Annotated in this window: 16 protein-coding genes; 10 read left to right on the top strand and 6 right to left on the bottom strand. The window is 42.8% G+C overall.

All coding sequences use genetic code 11. The features are described 5' to 3' along the window. The first annotated feature begins 430 nt into the window (after nucleotides 1–430). Nucleotides 431–775: a hypothetical protein gene (locus V7K49_RS10400; protein ID WP_335205476.1), complete on the top strand. Its 345-nt coding sequence runs from the start codon at nucleotides 431–433 to the stop codon at nucleotides 773–775. A gap of 125 nt (nucleotides 776–900) precedes the next feature. Here V7K49_RS10400 and V7K49_RS10395 read toward each other — a convergent pair whose 3' ends face one another. From V7K49_RS10395 to lpdA, 3 genes are all read right to left on the bottom strand, one after another. After that, nucleotides 901–1152: a DUF5340 domain-containing protein gene (locus tag V7K49_RS10395; RefSeq protein ID WP_273769510.1), complete on the bottom strand. Its 252-nt coding sequence runs from the start codon at nucleotides 1150–1152 to the stop codon at nucleotides 901–903. A 246-nt stretch (nucleotides 1153–1398) separates the two neighbouring features. Beyond that, complete coding sequence (trpC, locus tag V7K49_RS10390; protein WP_334871724.1) at nucleotides 1399–2289, bottom strand: indole-3-glycerol phosphate synthase TrpC; 891 nt, start codon at nucleotides 2287–2289, stop codon at nucleotides 1399–1401. Between the two features lie 254 nt (nucleotides 2290–2543). Then, the gene (gene lpdA / locus V7K49_RS10385; RefSeq protein ID WP_335205475.1) at nucleotides 2544–3974 is read right to left on the bottom strand and encodes a dihydrolipoyl dehydrogenase; all 1431 of its coding nucleotides are present in this window, start codon (nucleotides 3972–3974) and stop codon (nucleotides 2544–2546) included. A gap of 1026 nt (nucleotides 3975–5000) precedes the next feature. On the opposite strand from lpdA, the gene V7K49_RS10380 reads away from it, so the two are divergent. The 8 genes from V7K49_RS10380 to V7K49_RS10345 all read left to right on the top strand — a co-directional run bounded on the left by V7K49_RS10380 (nucleotide 5001) and on the right by V7K49_RS10345 (nucleotide 15206). Continuing rightward, nucleotides 5001–6845: a ShlB/FhaC/HecB family hemolysin secretion/activation protein gene (locus V7K49_RS10380; protein ID WP_335205489.1), complete on the top strand. Its 1845-nt coding sequence runs from the start codon at nucleotides 5001–5003 to the stop codon at nucleotides 6843–6845. A 268-nt stretch (nucleotides 6846–7113) separates the two neighbouring features. Continuing rightward, the gene (locus V7K49_RS10375; protein ID WP_335205474.1) at nucleotides 7114–7536 is read left to right on the top strand and encodes a hypothetical protein; all 423 of its coding nucleotides are present in this window, start codon (nucleotides 7114–7116) and stop codon (nucleotides 7534–7536) included. Between the two features lie 610 nt (nucleotides 7537–8146). Beyond that, the gene (locus V7K49_RS10370; RefSeq protein WP_334871722.1) at nucleotides 8147–10783 is read left to right on the top strand and encodes an EAL domain-containing protein; all 2637 of its coding nucleotides are present in this window, start codon (nucleotides 8147–8149) and stop codon (nucleotides 10781–10783) included. A gap of 204 nt (nucleotides 10784–10987) precedes the next feature. Next, on the top strand, nucleotides 10988–11908 hold the full coding sequence (locus tag V7K49_RS10365; RefSeq protein ID WP_335205473.1) for a histone deacetylase family protein: 921 nt from the start codon (nucleotides 10988–10990) through the stop codon (nucleotides 11906–11908). Nucleotides 11909–12202: 294 nt separating this feature from the next. Further along, the gene (locus V7K49_RS10360; protein ID WP_334871720.1) at nucleotides 12203–12340 is read left to right on the top strand and encodes a hypothetical protein; all 138 of its coding nucleotides are present in this window, start codon (nucleotides 12203–12205) and stop codon (nucleotides 12338–12340) included. A gap of 177 nt (nucleotides 12341–12517) precedes the next feature. Beyond that, nucleotides 12518–12964 carry a tellurite resistance TerB family protein gene (locus tag V7K49_RS10355; protein ID WP_335082865.1) on the top strand — a complete coding sequence of 149 codons (447 nt, stop codon included), beginning with the start codon at nucleotides 12518–12520 and terminating at the stop codon, nucleotides 12962–12964. A 317-nt stretch (nucleotides 12965–13281) separates the two neighbouring features. Further along, complete coding sequence (locus V7K49_RS10350) at nucleotides 13282–14637, top strand: UDP-N-acetylmuramoyl-tripeptide--D-alanyl-D-alanine ligase (RefSeq protein WP_335205472.1); 1356 nt, start codon at nucleotides 13282–13284, stop codon at nucleotides 14635–14637. Beyond that, nucleotides 14634–15206, top strand: coding sequence for a GNAT family N-acetyltransferase (locus V7K49_RS10345; protein WP_335205471.1), 573 nt, complete (start codon nucleotides 14634–14636; stop codon nucleotides 15204–15206). The genes V7K49_RS10350 and V7K49_RS10345 overlap by 4 nt, the downstream gene beginning before the upstream one ends. A gap of 144 nt (nucleotides 15207–15350) precedes the next feature. Here the strand turns inward: V7K49_RS10345 and V7K49_RS10340 are convergent, their stop codons facing one another. Together V7K49_RS10340 and V7K49_RS10335 are read right to left on the bottom strand one after the other, a co-directional pair. After that, a complete protein-coding gene (locus V7K49_RS10340; RefSeq protein ID WP_335205470.1) occupies nucleotides 15351–15686 on the bottom strand; it encodes a hypothetical protein in 336 nt (111 codons plus the stop codon). A gap of 205 nt (nucleotides 15687–15891) precedes the next feature. Next, the gene (locus V7K49_RS10335) at nucleotides 15892–16293 is read right to left on the bottom strand and encodes a fasciclin domain-containing protein (protein ID WP_069073559.1); all 402 of its coding nucleotides are present in this window, start codon (nucleotides 16291–16293) and stop codon (nucleotides 15892–15894) included. A 937-nt stretch (nucleotides 16294–17230) separates the two neighbouring features. Between V7K49_RS10335 and V7K49_RS10330 the strand changes: the two genes are divergently transcribed. Beyond that, nucleotides 17231–17875 carry a DUF4439 domain-containing protein gene (locus V7K49_RS10330; protein WP_335205469.1) on the top strand — a complete coding sequence of 215 codons (645 nt, stop codon included), beginning with the start codon at nucleotides 17231–17233 and terminating at the stop codon, nucleotides 17873–17875. A gap of 69 nt (nucleotides 17876–17944) precedes the next feature. Here V7K49_RS10330 and trmFO read toward each other — a convergent pair whose 3' ends face one another. Further along, nucleotides 17945–19261: an FADH(2)-oxidizing methylenetetrahydrofolate--tRNA-(uracil(54)-C(5))-methyltransferase TrmFO gene (gene trmFO, locus V7K49_RS10325; RefSeq protein WP_335205468.1), complete on the bottom strand. Its 1317-nt coding sequence runs from the start codon at nucleotides 19259–19261 to the stop codon at nucleotides 17945–17947. Nucleotides 19262–19480: the final 219 nt, after the last annotated feature.

Raw genomic sequence — 19480 nt, 5'->3', positions numbered from 1 at the left:
AGAATATCATAAATATTTTAACTGATATACAGTTTTTTCTAAATCAATATTAACTTTTTCAGAGCTAAAATTATTGTGAAGATTACATTTTTTTTATACAGCATTAATTATTGTATGGCTTAGAAAAAGCTAACTTAGTCTTTAGGTAAAAAAGCTATGTATAATTTGATGAAATGAGCTAAAAAAAGTAATATACATTGCTCTATGAATATAAAATTGGCAAGATGCATTACTAAAATGAAAATAATTGAAGTTATAGCGGTTGTTACATACAATATTTGCTATAACAACCCGATTTGATTGCGTGAAAAAATCTAAGTATATGTAGCGTGCGTTATGGACATTAGTCCAAACGCACCAAAGCTTTCGGACGGTGCTTTATACCATTTCAGATTAATAATCATACAAATACGTTTGTAGGGGCATGGCAATGCCCATTAGTGTTAACTTAAGCTATAAACCTCGTAAAATCTCGTTTCCAGTCTCTGGCTGGAAATGCATACCCTGGCGGCTCTGCCGCCAAGAGAGGGAAAGCTTTGTCTACCGCGAATTTGGCAACGACAACTCCGCCGCCACAGAAAGACCAATTCCAGAACTGCCCTCACAACAACAAAATCTCAAAATAGTAAAAGTTATTAAATCAGCGAGTTTAAGAAGTTCAACAGTCAACTGGCGATCGCAATCCGGTTATCTCAGCCAAGGACGCTCTGATTTTGAACGCATCGCGGCACACCCTACCAAGAATATCTTTGCAGCTGTTTATAGACGTTTATAGATGCTCCCTCATCCGGAATTAAAATCTAAGATAAGGAAGCACACATTTGTATTACACTTTCTGATGGTGATAAGCTAACTTAACAAAGATACCAAATTTGAGGTTGAAATATTAAGTTATCAGCTTCAATCGGGGACAACAACTTTGCTACCGTTATGATGGTTGATCGACCAACGGTGATCAACAGTAACAGAGGAAAATTCGCAAATTTCTTCTAGTCGTTTTTGTTGGACGGCAGCTTTGCGGAGAGTAATAATTAGCTGATTCACCTGATGCCGTAAATCTGGATTATCATTTACCGCTAACATGGTTTGTCTTTCTAAAAGTTGAAGTATAAGTTCGTAGTGAATAGGTGAAGGTAGAGGAATTTGCTCCATGAAGTTAAATTTTGATTTCATATTTGGAATTTTGTATTAGTAAAAATTTATCTCTTGTAAATGGATTGTTACATAATAAATAACTACTTGCTTATGGTTTTAATTTGATTAGCAATGAAGATTTGGTAAAGATATTGATGATATTTGATGGCAAAGTGCTGCGTATCTACGCATAGTGTGCCCGATTGCCCAACAATTCAGTGTGGTTAGTTGCCCTGCACTAAGGGGGCAGGGGAGGTGTTTTTTTCAGAAATTCTTCGGCAATATATGGGCGATCGCAGCGCCGGGATCTGGTTGTTTTACCAATGATTCTCCAATGAGTACAGCTGATGCACCTGCTGTAAGCACCAAACTCAAATCATCTGGGTTGTGTAGTCCTGATTCGCTGACAACAAGGATGTTTTTCTCCTGCAATTGGCTACTCCTTGCAGCTAAAACTTGGCAAGTAGTTTGCAGGTCAACAGAGAAATCTTCCAAATTGCGATTATTTATTCCTACTAAGGATACCCCATCTAAGGCTAACACACGGTCAAGTTCTGCCAAACTATGGACTTCAATTAAGGCTGCCATTTTCAGGTTATTAGCAATTTTGAGAAAGTATTTCAAATCTTGATCGCTCAGGATAGCTGCAATCAACAAAATAGCATCTGCACCATGAACCCGCGCTAAGTATATTTGGTAAGCATAAATGACAAACTCTTTGCACAGTAGGGGCAAATCTACCGCAGCCCGAATCTTGGCTAAGTTCTCAAAACTACCTTGAAAGAACTTGACATCTGTTAGCACAGAAAGACAACTTGCTTTGGCTTGCTGATAAGAAAGGGCGATCGCTACTGGGTCAAAATCTTCACGGAAAACGCCTTTGCTCGGTGAAGCTTTTTTAACTTCTGCAATCAATGCTGGCTTAGTCTTACCTTGGCGCAAGGCGGCAACAAAATCACGGGTTGGCGGCGCACTAAGTACCTGCTTCTGCAATTCCTGCAAAGGAACCTTTTCCCGCATTTGGTCATATTCTACTTCTTTCTGCCAGACAATTTCCTCCAAGATGTTGTTTGGCGCTGCATCAGGCACGACAGCCTGATAACGTAATATGGATACATTAATAGCTGGGTTAGGGGAACGGCGACGAATTTGCATAATTAGTGTTGAGTTAGGAGTTATGAGTTAGGAGTTATGAGTTATTCAATTTTGGATTTTAGATTTTAGATTTTAGATTTTTTCTTAAATCCCTTCGGGTTCAGCAGTCGCTCATGGGGGAGACCCCCAAGAACGCGCTGCTTCACCAAAATCCAAGTTGCGCTGGAAGCGCACCAAAGGTGCGACGCAAAATCTAAAATTGACAGAGTTATGAGTTATTAACTCCTCACTCCTAACTCCTCACTCCTAACTTATTAGATAGCGATCGCTCGTTTATAAGCTTCGTCCAGCACTTCCGAAAGTGACGGGTGAGCGTGAACTAGATGTGCGAGACTTTGGACAGATTGACGGTTAGCGATCGCGGCTGACGCTTCGTGAATTATGTCTGAGGCGTGCAGTCCGAAAATGTGGACGCCCAAGACTTCTCCTGTGTCTTTGCGATATATCACCTTGGCAACACCATCGGCTTCATTTTCAGCCAACGCTTTGGAATTTCCTTTGAAGTAACTTTTACTTGTGGCGATTTCAAACCCTTCGGTTTGTCCCAACTCCTTAGCTGCGGTTTCCGTTAAGCCCACATAGCTGATTTCTGGGTGGGTAAACGCCGCTGCGGGGATGCTGCGATAGTCTACTATTCTTTCCCTACCAACTATATTTTCCACCGCGATGATGCCTTGAGCAGAAGCTGCATGTGCCAACATAATCTTCCCGTTAGCGTCGCCAATTGACCACAAATGCGGCACTACTTCACCAGATGATAGCACTGCCATGCGATCGTCAACTGGGATAAAATTCCGCCGATCAAGTTCCACACCCACAGACTCTAAACCAAGATTTTGTGTCGCCGGGATGCGTCCTGTAGCCACTAAGCAAGCATCTACTTCGATGACATCTACATCTTCTTTGGTTTTGAAATCTGCTAACTCAATCACCACAGGTGAACCTGGGATGATTTTTTTGGCATATATCCCTACTTTGGTTTCAATATCGCGGGGAGTAATCAGCACCCGTTCAGCAAGTTTGGCAATGTCGCGGTCAAATCCTGGCATTAGCTGATCTAGGGCTTCAATCAAGGTGATTTCACAACCCAAAGCTGAGTAAATGTCAGAAAATTCCAAGCCGATGTAACCACTACCAATAATCGCCACCCAGTCTGGTAGCGACTCCAACTTAACGCCTTGGTCGCTGGTAAAGACAGTTTTGCCGTCTACTTCAATCCCTGGAGGCACAAAAGGAATTGAACCAGGCGAAAGGATGATGTCTTTGGCTGTGATCGTTTTTTCGCCACCGTCTCCAGTAACAGAGACTTTTTGCGCCCCAGCGATTTTTCCCCAACCCCTGATAATATCGACTTTTAGACGTTTGAGACTGTTGGTTAAGTCGCCTTGAATTTTTGATACCAGATTATTAGCATGATTAGCGATCGCTTGGCGATCAAATTCCACGCTACCAATTTGAATTCCCAGCGACTTGAGGTGGTGGGCATTGCGTAACTCCCGCACACGTCCAGATGCAGCCAGCAGCGCTTTAGAAGGGATACAGCCCCGATTAACACAGGTTCCTCCCATATCAGCAGCTTCAATAATCGCTGTTTTCAGACCACAACTTACGGCGTGTAAGGCTGCGCCATGTCCGCCTACACCAGCGCCTATAATTACTAAATCGTAATCAAATTCTTGACTCACGTTAGTTTCCCTGTGTGCTTCGCCTATTTATTCTCAACTTGACCGACAATCAGCGCAACCCCTTTAACAGTTAGTTATCAGTTTTGTTGCTGGGTTTAAGCCCCCAGCACACAGTTATCAGTGAACATTGGGAATTGGTAACTGATTTAAATCCCCTACCATCCGCCTGATAACTTTTTACTGATTTAACGTTCGGGTGTTGCTAACTTAAATTATGATTCACTCACTTCTGGCAAAAAGATGGATGTTTTCAGTAATTATAGTCAAATCTAGATACTTATTTTTTTTATACTGCAAAGAAAGTGGGGATTAAGGAGTCGGGAGTAAGGAGTAGCCCTGTTAAGGTGACATGTAGCTTTATCTTCAAACCATATTCAAAATGGATTAGAGGATGAATAAATTCGATAATGCTTAATATGTCATTATACCACTTTCTTTGCTCTAAATCTTTTTGCTTATTTTCTGAAGTAATAAGTGTAACCTGGATCGGTTTATCTACCTTTAACAAAGGGATTTTGCCCCAAGTCTTGTTAATTATACCTCTTACATAAATTTAAATTGTCATGTTGAGCGGAGCGGAGCGAAACAGAGTAGTGAGATTCTTCTCTCCACTGCGTTTTGCTCAGAATGACATTCCTGATTTTTTGACTTTTGCAAGAGGTCTATTGAGATATAGCAATCCTAAATGAGTCGTGAAAATCTCCGATTCCTCTCTCTGCGTCTCTTTAGCCTCTGCGGTTAATTTCTTTTTACAAATGATTTAGGACTGCTTATAGTAGGTGGATTTACACGCCGTGCTGTACTAGGTCTATTTCTCTTGCAGCAACAGATAATTCCAACATATCTGCTTGCTTATGCAGTTTGAACACCATCAATGTTTTTAAGTCTGCAATAACCAGATGATTTAGCTTTTAAATTGAGATTTGCCCAAGATATCAACTTTAGCGGCAAAACATGAAGTAAAATTCACATCTGAAGCACTCCCCGTATAATCCCATAATTCCTAACAAAAAATAGTCCAGTGTGATGATTGATAAATATCCTCAGAATCTTATAGTGTCCTGCTTACCGCTGAGTATGCTTGTATTACTCAGCAGCATATTTTCTAGTCCACTAAAAGCCCACGCTGTTGATACTACACAATTACCAACTAGTAATTTCATCCTTTCACAAAGAATTCCACCACCACAGGATGTCCAACCACCCGCACCTTCGCCACTTCCCTCACCCGAACTGCCACAGCCACTCCCCCCACCAGCAGAACTATTTCCCCCCTCTGCCCCAACTCCCACACCTGAGGAACCACTCCCTGGCAACTTTCCTCAAACTATTGTTGTTGAACGGTTTGAAGTTGTTGGTAGTACAGTCTTCAGTCCTGAAGAGTTAGCCCTCGCCACTGCTGAATTTACCAAACGACCGATCTCACTGGTTCAACTGTTTCAAGCCAGTTCTAAAATCAATGATCTATACGTCAACAATGGTTACATTACTTCTGGTGCGTATATTCCACCCCAAACACTCCAATCCCGTGTTGTAAAAATTCAGGTGGTTGGAGGTAAATTAGAAGTACTCAAATCCCATATTGTCAAAATTCAGGTGGTCGAAGGTAAATTAGAAGATATCCAGGTAACTGGGACTCGGCGGTTGAATCCGAATTATGTCCGCAGCCGACTAGCAATAGCGACATCACCACCTCTTAATCGCCAGCGTCTACTAGAGGCGCTACAACTTTTGCAACTTAATCCTTTGATTCAAAAGGTGTCTGCTGAACTCTCAACAGGATCGCGGGCTGGTACGAGTCTCTTAGAAGTCAAGATCAGCGAGGCAAAAACCCTTAGTAGCCAAATAGTTCTTGATAATGGGCGATCGCCTAGCGTTGGTAGTTTCCGCCGCCGATTACAATTGAACGAAGCCAACTTATTGGGACTTGGAGATTCTCTGGGTATAGCTTACACTAATACCGATGGTAGCAACTCCTTTGACGCCAACTATACATTACCACTCAATCCCAAGAACGGAACCCTCACTTTCAACTATGGCACTACATCGAGTCATGTCATTGAACCTCCTTTCGACTTTTTAGATATCGAATCAACTTCTCCCTATTACGAACTGACATTCCGCCAGCCAATAGTTCAAACTCCCACACAAGAATTCGTCCTTGGATTAACGGCGTCTCGACGGGAAAGTGATATTTCGTCCTTGCTACAGAGAAATGGGTTTCCCGGTTCTGTACTTTCGCCTGGAGCGGATGAACAGGGACGCACCAAGGTATCTGCGTTGCGATTTTTTCAAGAATGGACGAGTCGTAATAGCCGTGAAGTCATCGCCCTCCGCTCTCAATTTAGCTTGGGTATAAATGTGTTGAATGCCACAATTAACCAAGATGCTCCCGATAGCCGTTTTTTTGCTTGGCAAGGGCAAGCGCAGTGGGTACGCCTTTTAGCTCCTGAAACCTTACTGTTACTTCGTTTAAATACGCAACTCGCATCCAGAACACTTTTGCCTTTAGAGCAATTTGGCTTAGGTGGGCAAGATAGTATTCGAGGCTACCGTCAAGATTACCTGCTGACAGATAATGGCACTTTTGTTTCTGCTGAAGTTCAAGTACCGATTCTGCGCTTACGCCAGATAGATAGCACGTTACAGGTTGTCCCGTTTATAGATTTTGGTATTGGCTGGAATAGTTCTGGTAGAGAAAATCCCGACCATAATACTTTAGCTGCTGTTGGTCTGGGGTTGCGTTGGTCACAGGGCGATCGCTTCACCGTTCGTCTTGACTGGGGCATTCCTTTAGTATCTGTTGACTCAAATGAGAGAACATTACAAGATAACGGTCTGTATTTTAGTTTACTTTATAATCCTTTTTAAAATTTAGGGGTTCATTGTCCTTCCTTTCGCTACCATAGGCTGCGCCAACAAGAGTTGACGCCATTGAAGCAACTGGCGTGCGATTTCTAATTGTCAGATATTTTTTACCAAGTGGGATGCGTGCAATTAATTTAATTCCTGCCTTGCTCTTATCTATTTCACAAAATTCTGTGAAGCAGTACTAAATAGCTAGGCCTAAATAAATTAAAGTTTGTAGTAAGTTAGCGCGGTCTTCTCCCTACAGCCCTTGTCAAGACAGGAGACGCTCTTGCGTTCGGGCATCCTACGGCAGGCGCTAGCCTCTGGCAATGTGAGAAGGGGAGCCACTCGCTCAGAGAGAGGAGTTTTCCCAAGTAGAGGAGCCAGCCGTGTGGGCGGGTCTGGCGACTTGAGCGGACTGGCGTCAGCCCCTTCTCTTCGAGACGCTACGCGAACGGGGAAGTCAAAAGTCAAAAGTCAAAAGTCAAAAGTCAAGTGGCGTGAGACGATGCCGCGCATAGCGCAGCGTAAAGCCTGCGGTATGGCAACTCTTAGAGACGCTACGCGAACGCTTAGAGCGAGTCTGCGTTCGCGTAGCGTCTCTAAGAGAGCGTCTAGGGGTTTTCCTGATGAACGACAACTTTCCCGTTGGGTAAGGACTTTAGTCCTGATAAACGTTGCTATGAGCGAGAAATTGCTCACTACGAACTAGGATTTTATTGTATGTTTAATTATGCTTACTTATTTATTTAAGTGATTAAAAAATCAAAATCAGATAGTTATTTATATAATTTGGAGTTTCCCCACTACTCAGAATAAAAATCCGCAAATATACCATGTGTTCTATTCAGTATTTGATTTTATTCTGGGTATCCTAAGGAAGACAAGGTTGGATGATATAGACAAAGGGACAAAGTTTATAACTTATGTATGAATGGAGAAAACAGCTAGAACTTCTACTGCAAAAACTGATTGAACAATTAGCCATCTCATTCCAGAAGGTCAATCATGAAGAGAAGGGCTGGTTTGCACCCTCATACCAATTTTGGGATCACAAACAGTGACAACTTTAATTGAGCGAATTTTCCATAAGTTCAGCCTGAAAGTCTTAAATCTATGGCAATACGCTTGGTGTTAGTGATATTTTGCCCCGGAAGATCCCCCCAAGTGGAGCAAGTGGCTTCCCTTAAAAAGGGGGATTTAATTCCCTTCTTTTTAAGGAGGATTAGGGAAGATCAAGCCTTAACCTAAGTGGATTGGAACTTCTGGCAGTAGTATTTTTTAGACTAAGACATAAAGATATGAGAATTTGAGGAATAGCCATGCTAGGAAATGAGCGGGAAAAAATACGCCATATGTTGGTCATCCAAGACCTGCAAGGGCAGCGAACTGTCGTTTTGCAAGAGACTACTTATTCTTTAGGGCGGCATCCCGCAAACACTATTGTCTTGGCTTCCCGGTCAGTATCAATGCAACATGCAATTTTATTGCGAGTAACTGTTCCACAGACTGACCAATACGGCTTCCAGATTATTGATGGCAACTACAAGGGGAAAGGAAGTACTAATGGCTTATTTGTAAATGGCACTAAATGCTTCTCTCATAATCTCAGAAGCGGAGATGTCATTGCCTTTGGCGGTAATCAAGCTCAAGCAAAATATTATGCTATTTCCAACCTCTCAGAACAAGCATTTTCTGAATCTTGTGATGTTGAAGACTTATCTGGTTTCCTATCACAGCAAGCCAGTCCTGCCAATCCTTTTCAAACCCTAGCTATCGATCCCACCTTTGAAGCAGCTAGTGAGTCCGCCCTAGCTCGCCTAGCATCCTTCCCTGAACTCATCCCCAATCCAATTATTGAGATGGATTTTGAGGGAACAGTGACTTATCTCAATCCAGCCGCAGCTCTCAAGTTTCCCAAACTTAGAGAAGTTGGGACACAACACCCTATTTTAACAGGACTCTTGGGTGCAGTTAACAATCTAGAAAAAAATTCTTTTGTGCGGGAGGTGGAAGTAGGTGCAGAAGTTTTTGAACAATCCGTTCTCTACCTTCCTGAAAGTGATTTAATTAGAACTTTTATTGTTAGGGATATTACAGAGCAAAAGCAAGCCACAGCCGAACTGCGCCAGCGCGATCGCTTGCTACAGGCAGTCGCAGAAGCCGCTAATTATTTGCTAGGGGAAATGAATTCCGAAACTGGTATTGATCGAGCTCTAGCTGTATTGGGTGAAGCTGCCAAGGCAGATCGTGCCTATCTCTTTCAGAACCATCCCCATCCTGCTACAGGGGAAATAGCAGTCAGCCTACGGTTTGAATGGACGCACTCCTTTATTGAACCTACCCACCACCATTGGCAGAATCAGCCTTATCAAGCTTCTGGATTAGCCCGTTGGCATACTGTTCTCTCTCGCGGCGAGTTAATTAGCGGACTCACCCAAAAATTTCCTGTCGCCGAACAAGAATTCCTGATTAGAGATGGCATTCAATCGCTTATCCTGGTGCCTCTCCGGTTGGAGAACGAATTATGGGGTTACCTTGGCTTGGCAGACTGCACCTTTGAGCGGCATTGGTCAAGGCATGAAGAATCTACCCTTTTGACGATGGCCGCCAGTATCATTAGTACGCAGCAGCGTCAGCAAGTAGAAGAAAAGATTCGCTATCAAGCCCTTCATGACCTGCTGACAGGGTTGCCTAATCGCCTACTATTTAATGAGCTGCTCAGTAAAACTCTGCCAAACGCCACTCGGAATGGCGAAAGTTTAGCTGTGATCTTCCTCGACCTGGATCGCTTCAAGGTCATTAATGATACTTTAGGGCACACTTTGGGAGACCAATTGTTACAAAGTGTCACTCAAAGATTAAAAGACCTACTCAGAGGCGGAGACACCATAGCCCGTTGGGGAGGTGATGAGTTCACTATCTTACTCCCCCGAGTCAATGATATTGAAGAGGTAAACCAGGTGGCGCAGAGAATCTTACAAGCCTTAGAGGATGCTTTCCATCTTCAAGGGCATGAACTTTACGTGACTGCTAGCCTCGGTATTGCGTTGCTTGATGACAACAGTCCTGACGCCGAAACACTAATCCAGCACGCGGATGCCGCTTTATACTACGCCAAGGACAAAGGGCGGAATAACTACCAATTTTACAGTGTTTCCCTGAGCGCTAAAAATCCTGAACTCCTGACTTTAGAAAAGAGCTTGCGCTATGCCTTAGAACGCAATGAATTTACGGTATACTATCAGCCTCGTGTGAACATTATCACAGAAGAAATTACTGGTATGGAGGCTCTGTTGCGTTGGCAGCACCCAGAGATGGGCTTGGTTGCACCCAGTGTCTTTATTCCCCTCGCCGAAGAAAGTGGATTAATTGTCCCCATTGGTGAATGGGTGCTGCGGACAGCCTGTAGCCAAAATAAAACCTGGCAAGATGCAGGATTACCACCCATCATGATCGCTGTCAATCTTTCTCTTAAGCAGTTCCACCAACCCAAATTGGTGGAAATTATAGCCGAGGTTTTAGAACAAACGGGGCTGGAGCCGCGCTTTTTAGAATTAGAAATTACCGAAACTACAGCTATTGAAAATTTAAATTTTACCAGAAAGGTATTACAAAATCTACAGCAGATGGGTATTTACATCTCTATAGATGACTTTGGTACAGGTCATTCCTCGCTCTCGCGCCTACAGCTTTTGCCACTCCACAATCTGAAAATAGATAAATCTTTTATTCAAGATTTGACACAGGATGTCAAAGTAGCTCATATTATCAAGGCTATAGTTAGCTTGGGACACAGCTTGGGATTGAAGTTGACAGCCGAAGGGGTAGAAAAAGAAGAGGAACTGGAGTTCTTGAAATCTATCAACTGTGAAGAGGTACAGGGCTTTTTACTCTACCGGCCGCTTTCTGCAAAAATTGCAACAGAAATCCTCGAAAGTAAACGACCAATGCTCTAGTACCGCAAGGCGGAAGTCAAAAGTCAAAAGTCACTTGTACTGAGCGTAGCCGAAGTAAAAGTCAAAAGTATTATGGAATAAGCTCTTTAGGGCTTTTCAATGGTCTGCTTATTTACGCCGTGCTGTACTAGTACAAGGAAAAACTGTTTGTACCAGTGAAGATACAATAGCATTCATTGCCCTGCTGCCAACCTTTTTCGTCTTATGCTGCCAGTCATCTATTCCGACGAATTTTTAGATCACAAGACTGGAAAATACCATCCCGAAAGGCCAGAACGTTTAAGTGCGATCGCCACTGCCCTAAAAGCAGCTACCTTTGCAGATAAAATCATGTGGCGATCGCCCACACCAGCATCAGAACAGCCATCACTGATGTCTTCGTTGGTTAAAGCTCATAGCCCAGCTTATATCAAAAAACTTTGGCAAATCGCCTCTAGTGGCGGCGGCCCTTTGGATGGAGATACGCCAGTTTCCCCTCGCAGTTATGATGTGGCATTGTTGGCAGTCAGTGCCTGGTTGGATGGAGTTGAGGCGGTGTTAGAGTCGGCTAATCCGGCTTTTGTACTAGCACGTCCCCCAGGACACCATGCAGAAAGTGATGCAGGAATGGGCTTTTGCCTATTTTCTAATGCAGCGATCGCAGCTTTATTTGCCCTAGAACAACCTGGAATTAACCGCGTCGCCATCCTCGATTGGGATGTGCATCACGGTAATGGTACTCAGGCGATCGTCGAAACTGAAGCACGCATCGCCTACTGTTCCCTACATCAGTACCCATGCTATCCCGGTACTGGAAGATCGACAGAACGCGGCTTTCATAATAATGTCTTAAATTTACCAGTCCGCCCTGGTAGTGATATTGCAGTATATCAGCCACTATTTGAAACACAGGTTGTACCGTTTTTAGCTAACTTTCAGGCGGATTTACTGATTGTAAGTGCTGGTTACGATGGCAATGCCGCAGATCCTTTGGCAAGTATCAATTTGCAGCCAGAAGACTACGCTTTATTTACTGATTATTGTCTAGGGTTAACTCGTATAATTCTGTTTGGCTTAGAAGGTGGCTACGACTTTGAAACTCTTTCTCAATCAGTTGTAGCGACGATTGAACGCTGTTTACTTTAAGCTTTCCTTGTTTACCTGATTGCCGGACAAAAGTTTACAGAAATGATCTACGCAAAGGTTTCTTGACCAAAGGAGCAGAAGGGAAATTGCAGTAAGTCTTTCTTCTCTGCCCCTTCGCCCCTCTGCCCTTTTTTGTAAACTTCATCGAATCTTCAGAAAGAAAAGTTTGAGTTGGTTCAGAAAGAGCTAAAGTTTTGTTAAGATGCAATTGCCAGCAGTTTCTCAGCGAAATTCACCTATCGGGGTGTGGAGAAATAAAAAGTACTAGCAGCACAAAGTTCAAAAGGTGAAGCAATGACCACCTACATTTTTTTCGATGAAGCCTTACGGATGCTGATCAATGCCTATTTGATATCAGTAGTACTGTTAATAGCAGCTTCTGGTATAGGTTTGGCGGTAATTGAAATAATAGAAAAGACAGGAGAACCTTAAGTTTACAGATGGCACTGTAGTTCTTGCCAAAAACCATTGGGTGCAGGTGTTCGCCGTGAATAAATCTTGGGAACACTAAAGCATGAAAGTCTCACAGCGTTGCAGTCTTACCTGGAAACCCACCAAACACACAGGTAACTGTAGCGCTATTGGGACTCTAACCAAGGAGCTACTACAATGGGTCTATTCGACGCCGTGTTGGGTACAGAAAGCCAAACCCAAGCAGCACTCAATCCAGAAGAAGCTTTTGCTGTCATTATCTTGGTGGCAACAGCCTCAGACGGTTACCTTTCTGTTGAGCAAGCAAATTCTATCACTTCTGTGCTGTCCCGGACGAAACTTTTTAAAAGTTATCCCCATGAGATGATGAACAGGCTGTTTGACAAAATCTTGGGCATTCTCCAGGGTGATGATTTTAATACTTTATTTGATGCAGCAAAAAATTCTCTATCTCAAGACTTGCGGGAAGCAGCCTTTGCAGTAGCCACCGATTTAGTCTTAGCTGAAGGTATTGTCGCTGAAGAAGAAAAATACTTCTTAAATGATCTATATCAAGCTTTAGGTGTTTCTAGTGAGATAGCAATCAAAATTGTGCAAGTAATCTTGATTAAAAACCGGGGATAGGACGATAAAACATATGCTTAATTAAACTATATAAATAGCTGATAAACAAAGTGTGCCAAAGGAGTTAAGCTTCTTTGGCACTATTTTTGGTGTTATTGTGACCAAAGAGGGTAAAAAAGGTAAAGCAAGAACAAAGAAATCACTTTTCCCCACACGTTACAAAACAAGTATTTTTAAATATGGGGTTCCCTTTCCTCATCTTTTTCATTAGGCTTAGATTCGCGGCTTTTCCCTTGAAGTCGCAAATCTTGTTGTTTAATGCAGTATTATGTCATAATTCGATTTTATAATTTTGAACTTTAAATTGTAAATTACTTATGCATTGTTCTGCCACCCTAACCCAACTGGTTGAAGTTCTTTTGGCCAGTCCGATAAACTTATCTGAAACTGCTTTAACACAAGTAGGTAGCGGTATACAAACAGATAGCCGTACCCTGAAACCGAGTGAAGTATTTTTAGCTTTGCGAGGCGATAAGTTTGATGGACATGAATTTGTGCCAACTGCGATCGCAAAAGGTGCAATAGCTGCAATTGTAGATTTTGAATACGAAAATCCTGGCTTTCCTATATTACAGGTCAAAGACACCCTCAAGGCATATCAGAAAATTGGCAGATGGTGGCGCGATCACTTCAACATTCCAGTGATTGGCGTAACAGGTTCCGTGGGCAAAACTACAACCAAGGAACTGATCGCCGCAGTTTTAGGAACAAAGGGACGAGTTCACAAAACTTATGAAAATTACAACAACGAAATCGGTGTTCCAAAAACTCTCCTAGAACTTGGCACAGAAGATGACTACGCCGTGATCGAAATGGCGATGCGCGGTAGGGGACAAATTGCTGAACTGACGCAAATAGCGCATCCAACAATTGGAGTGATTACCAATGTTGGGACAGCGCATATTGAGTTACTGGGTTCCGAAGAAGCGATCGCTCAGGCAAAATGTGAATTATTAGCCGAAATGTCTGCTGATAGTGTGGCAATTCTCAACCACGACAATCCCCTATTAATGGCCACAGCGGCGAAAGTTTGGCACGGACAAGTTTTGACTTACGGCTTTTCTGGTGGGGATATCCAAGGGCAGTTAATTGATCACCAAACTGTGGAAGTCTCAGGAATTCAACTACCTCTGCCGTTGCCTGGGCGTCACAATGCGACTAATTTTTTGGCAGCTTTAGCGGTGGCAAAAGTGTTGGGGATCGATTGGGCAAGCCTGAAAGCAGGTGTGGTGGTGGATATGCCCACAGGGCGATCGCAGCAGTTTGCCTTACCCAACGATGTGGTAATCTTAGATGAAACTTATAATGCTGCACCAGAAGCTATGATAGCAGCCTTGCAATTATTGGTAGACACACCCGGAAAGCGAAAGATTGCCGTATTGGGTGCAATGAAAGAATTGGGAGAGCGATCGCAGCAGTTGCACCAGCGAGTGGGAGAAACAGTGCGAAAATTGAATCTAGACGGCTTGTTGGTTTTGGTAGATGGACAAGATGCCGAAGCGATCGCCCTTAGTGCCGAAGGTATCCCATCAGAGTGCTTTGCAACTCATGCTGATTTGGTGGCTAGATTGAAGACATTTGTGCAAGCAGGCGATCGTTTATTGTTCAAAGCCGCCCATTCCGTGGGACTAGATCAGGTAGTCAATCAGTTACGTGCAGAATTTCCCAAATGATACCGCTAGAAACCCAACGTCTGATACTGCGAGACTTTGTGGAATCAGATTGGCAAGCAGTTCATAAATACGCCAGCGATCATGAAGTTGTGCGTTATTTGACCTTTGGCCCTAATAGCAAAGAAGATACCAAGAATTTTTTGCAAAGAGAGATTTCATTGCAAGGCGAAGAACCCCGTCAGCATTTTGCCTTGGCAGTGACTTTAAAAGCCCAAAAGCAATTAATTGGTATCTGTCGCATTTCTACTCTAGATACTGGCAACAAAATAGGCTCTATTGGATACTCTTTTAGTAAAGAATTTTGGGGACAAGGATATGCGACTGAAGGTGTAAAAGCAGTTATATCATTTGGTTTTCAGGAGTTAGGCTTACATTGCATTTTTGCGACTTTTCACCCAGAAAACATTGCCTCAGCACGAGTTATGCAAAAAATTGGAATGCAACAGAAAGGATATTTGCGAGAACACCATTGGATTAAGGGAGAATGGCGAGACTCTTGGCTATATGCGATCCTTGAGCATGAGATGAAGAAGCGTCACCCCCGAACCTGTTGGCGCAGCCTCTCGTAGAGAAGGACTTGTCGTTAGACATCGCTCGGATGTGTAAGGGACTGACAAAAAATAAATTATCCAAAATTAATTTGTACATTTGTAGGGGCACAAAGTCTTATGCCCCTACGATGGGATATTTTTTTAACTGGAAGTCCCTAAATTTTAGGCGTTGTTGGAAAGACTAGGGCTGTTACCATAGCGTCTTTGAAAAAGAATTGCTGCCAAATTAGTCACCAAACAAGTAATTGCTAACCACAGCAAGATATAAGTAGGAGCCATCACCACCCCAACCATGAACCAAGTATATACGTGCATTATCATTACGGAAGCGAAAAAGCTGGCAATTCCAGCAGATTGCCAAACTTGATATGATGGGCGACGTAACGCTACCAAGCTCATCGTTAAAATTGTGACAAGCAAGTTCGCTGGTACGAGAAATGCACAAATACTTATGCAGTTGCCACGAGAGAACTCAACTAAGCTGTTAAAATCGAGCATTTATTTGTTGGGATAGACGTTAGCTTTTTAAGAATTTAATTTATTCTATTTTAAAATAACTAAATCTACATTCATATATGAGTGAGTAATCACATTGCAAATATAACATAAGTTAAACTATTTAGTTGCATTTGGATACTACCAATAGTTAGTTAATTATAAAGATTTTGGATAAGTAGGGTGGAAAACACCCACCCTAGCTGAATTAACCCGGTAAAATTACTGTATCGATAACGTGTACCACACCATTATCAGCTTCGATATCTGCTGCTAGAACTGTGGCATTTTTAACTTCAAAGCCATCAGAAGAATCAATTTTAATGGGTGAACCTTCCACAGAATTAACCGTACCGAGTTGTGCCAAATCAGCCTTTAGCAGCTTTCCTGGAACGACATGATACTTTAAAATCCGCGTTAGCTGGGGAATATTCTGTAACAGAGTTTGGATAGTTCCCGCTGGTAACTTGGCAAAAGCATCGTCATTTGGTGCAAAGACAGTGAACGGGCCAGGACTTTTTAATGTTTCTACTAAACCAGCAGCTTGTACAGCCGCCACCAGTGTTTTAAAAGACTCAGCCGTAACTGCAATATCAACAATATCAGCCATATATCTTACCTAAATCTCTGCAAAAAATTTTAAAGGATAATAAACCTATTTTAAGTTTTATGAAACAAAATAAATTTAAAATCAGATGTTAAATAAACTACACGTAGATGTGTACTTTCCGTCAGACATCTCCGAAACAGTTCTGAGTGCTGAGTAATATCATGTCCGACTAATCAACCTGAATAAAAAATGTTCCTAGTCAGGACTAAAGTCCTGATTTTGTTCGCCTCTGCTCTGGTAGAGAAGACTAAATTCCTGACTAAAAACCAAAGTTTTTATCATGGGTTATTTTGAGGGACATTATATAACGAGTGCGGAGTAAAAAAGTAAAATTAATTACACTGATCCTGGTGGGATAGGTGAAAACTTATGAATGCATGATCAGCGATCGCTTCATTCAAACAATGCCCGATTATACTCTCAAGATGAAGCCTTACCGCCCCAGCATGAAAATTGACTACGACAAAGTAGTTTAGGATAAAACTCATCGCTTCGCAAGTATGGATGTTTGACAAACACGCCTTTGCTACCCGTCTATCAAGGAAACTGCCTTTCTAACTGTTTTCTACCTCTTCATCAGCATCACTAAGTAAATTTTGGGAGTATAAATAATCAAAATTCGCCTTTGCTTGATATTCAAAACGAAGCGAATAATCTTACTAAATGCTTGCCTACAGTACGTTTGCTTCAAAATACAAAAAGGGTATTTATCCCATTTGAGTGTAATTGATGACACCATTGCCAAAATGAGTTACAAATGAGCAGTCATTGACTTGGAAAGTGAACATCTAGTCAAGACACATTAGAACTATTCGTTGGAAAAAATTCTTTTCATCCAAAGGCAGTACTTGCAGCCAGGGTTATTCATGCCCTGGCTATTCTCTGATTTTCATATCCGCATCAAACAAACAGTAATATCTTTAGGAGACACTAACTCATGGACTATCAAAGCCCTTTAGGCAAGAATTCCTCTCGCCGGGCGCTAATAGTGAGTGGAGCAGTCGGTGGTATAGCAACTGCGTTAGGTTTGCCCCTGATTGCCCAAAAAGCTGATGCTCGGACAACAAGTTCTGGGCGAAACGATGCAAAAATTCTGAACAATGCTCTTTATTACGAACACCAGGCGATTTGGGCTTATAGCGCTGCTGCTGGCAAGCTAAGTACTACTGAGGTTGGTAAAGCTGTTTTGGCTTTGGCGCTCCGCAACCAAGCTGATCATAAAAAACATCGGGATGCTCTAGCAGCTACTATCACCAGTTTGGGGGGAACTCCACTAAAAACACAGTCTAGCTATGATCTTTCATCCTACATCAAAAAGGGTGAGGGAAACTTGGATAGCGATGTGAATATTGCCAAGCTGGCTTTAGCTTTGGAGACTGATGCTGCGATCGCCTATAGCCAAGAAATTGCTAAGTTGAAAACTCCAAAATTGATTACTGTCGGGGCGAGTATCGGCTCTACTGAGGCTGCCCATGCTGCGGCTATTCGTGCCACTTTCAAAGCTCTGGGAGTAAATCTCGAAATCGTACCAGCATCTTTTCTTAGCTTTGAAAATCGTGAAGCCTGGGTGTTGAAGGTTTAGATAGGGAGTAGGGAGCAGAGGGGAAATTGCAGTAAGTCTTTCCCCTTCGCCTCTTGTGCCCAATGCCCATTAATTATGATTTGCTTTCCAGTTTGCTAGATCAGTTAAAGAGCGATCGCGGTAACGTCCATAACGCTCTTGTTTACTTTTGATTTTCGCACCCAGTTCGGGAAAAATCCCAAAGTTGGGCGGCATTGGTTGGAAATGCTTCGGCGAAGCAGAACTAATAAATTCCAATAACGCACCCATCATTGTTGTTGGTGGTAAAACTAAAGCTTCTTTACCCAAAGCTAGCCGTGCTGCATTAATTCCCGCCAAGCAGCCACCCGCAGCGGCTGCGGTGTAACCTTCAGTACCAATCAACTGTCCAGCTGCTAACAATGTCGGACGCTCTTTAAATTGCAGAGTAGGATGCATTAGCTGAGGAGCATTAATAAAAGTATTGCGGTGCATCACTCCCAAGCGTACAAACTCCGCCTTTTCCAAACTTGGAATTAGCTGAAATATTCGCTTTTGCTCACCCCAACGCAGATTAGTTTGGAATCCTACCATATTCCACAGTTGACCGACTTTATCTTCTTGTCGTAACTGCACCACAGCATAAGGACGTTCCTCTGTGCGAGTATCTGACAATCCCACTGGCTTTAGGGGGCCGTAGCGCATGGTATCTTCCCCCCGCTGTGCTAGTTCTTCAATGGGTAAACAAGCTTCAAAAAATTTTGCCGTTTCCCGTTCAAAACCTTTGAGTTCTATTTGTTCAGCTTTACAAAGTTCTTCTCGAAACTGCAAGTACTGCTCTTTATTCATTGGGCAGTTGAGATAAGCGGCTTCACCTTTGTCATAACGTGATGCCATAAAAGCAACGTCACGATTAATCGATTCTCCCACAATAATCGGACTAGCCGCATCGAAAAAGCTGAGGTATTCCATCCCGGTAAAGCGGTGCAAATCTTGGGCTAAGTTGGGACTGGTTAAAGGCCCAGTTGCCAAAACCACAATTCCTTCTGGAATCGCAGACACTTCACCCCGACGAAATTCAATTAAAGGATGGCTAGCTAAAGTTTGAGTCAAGTCTTGGCCAAATTGTCCCCTGTCTACAGCTAGCGCCCCACCCGCGGGAACGGCGTGTTCATCAGCTTTAGAAATGACGATAGAGCCAAGTTGGCGTAATTCTTCGTGTAATAATCCAGCTGCGCGATCGCTTGCCATTGCCCCAAAGGAATTACTACATACTAATTCTGCCAGATGTTCTGTATGATGAGCAGGGCTGAAGCGTTTTGGACGCATTTCATGGAGAATTACTGGTACTCCAGCTTGGGCTATTTGCCAAGCTGCTTCAGTTCCAGCTAGTCCACCTCCAATTACTTGTATCGGTTGTTGTTCCATAGTTAAATTTTTAGTTACCAACTTCAATTCACCCATTGACAGTGCGGCGATAGAAGCTCAAGTGCAACGAATCGAATCCTCGCTGAACAATATTACCAAAATCAACACTAGTCTAACCAAATTACCAAAATCAACACTAGTCTAACCAATATAGAAAAAAATACTGAGGGGATTCGGCTAAAGCGTTGAGAAACGAAATTCGGAGTTATTTAAAGGCAA

Source organism: Nostoc sp. (assembly GCF_036919675.1).
In the GTDB taxonomy this organism is placed as follows: Bacteria; Cyanobacteriota; Cyanobacteriia; order Cyanobacteriales; family Nostocaceae; genus Nostoc.
The sequence above is the reverse complement of the archived record's forward strand: the minus strand, read 5'-3'. Positions and strand labels throughout refer to the sequence as shown.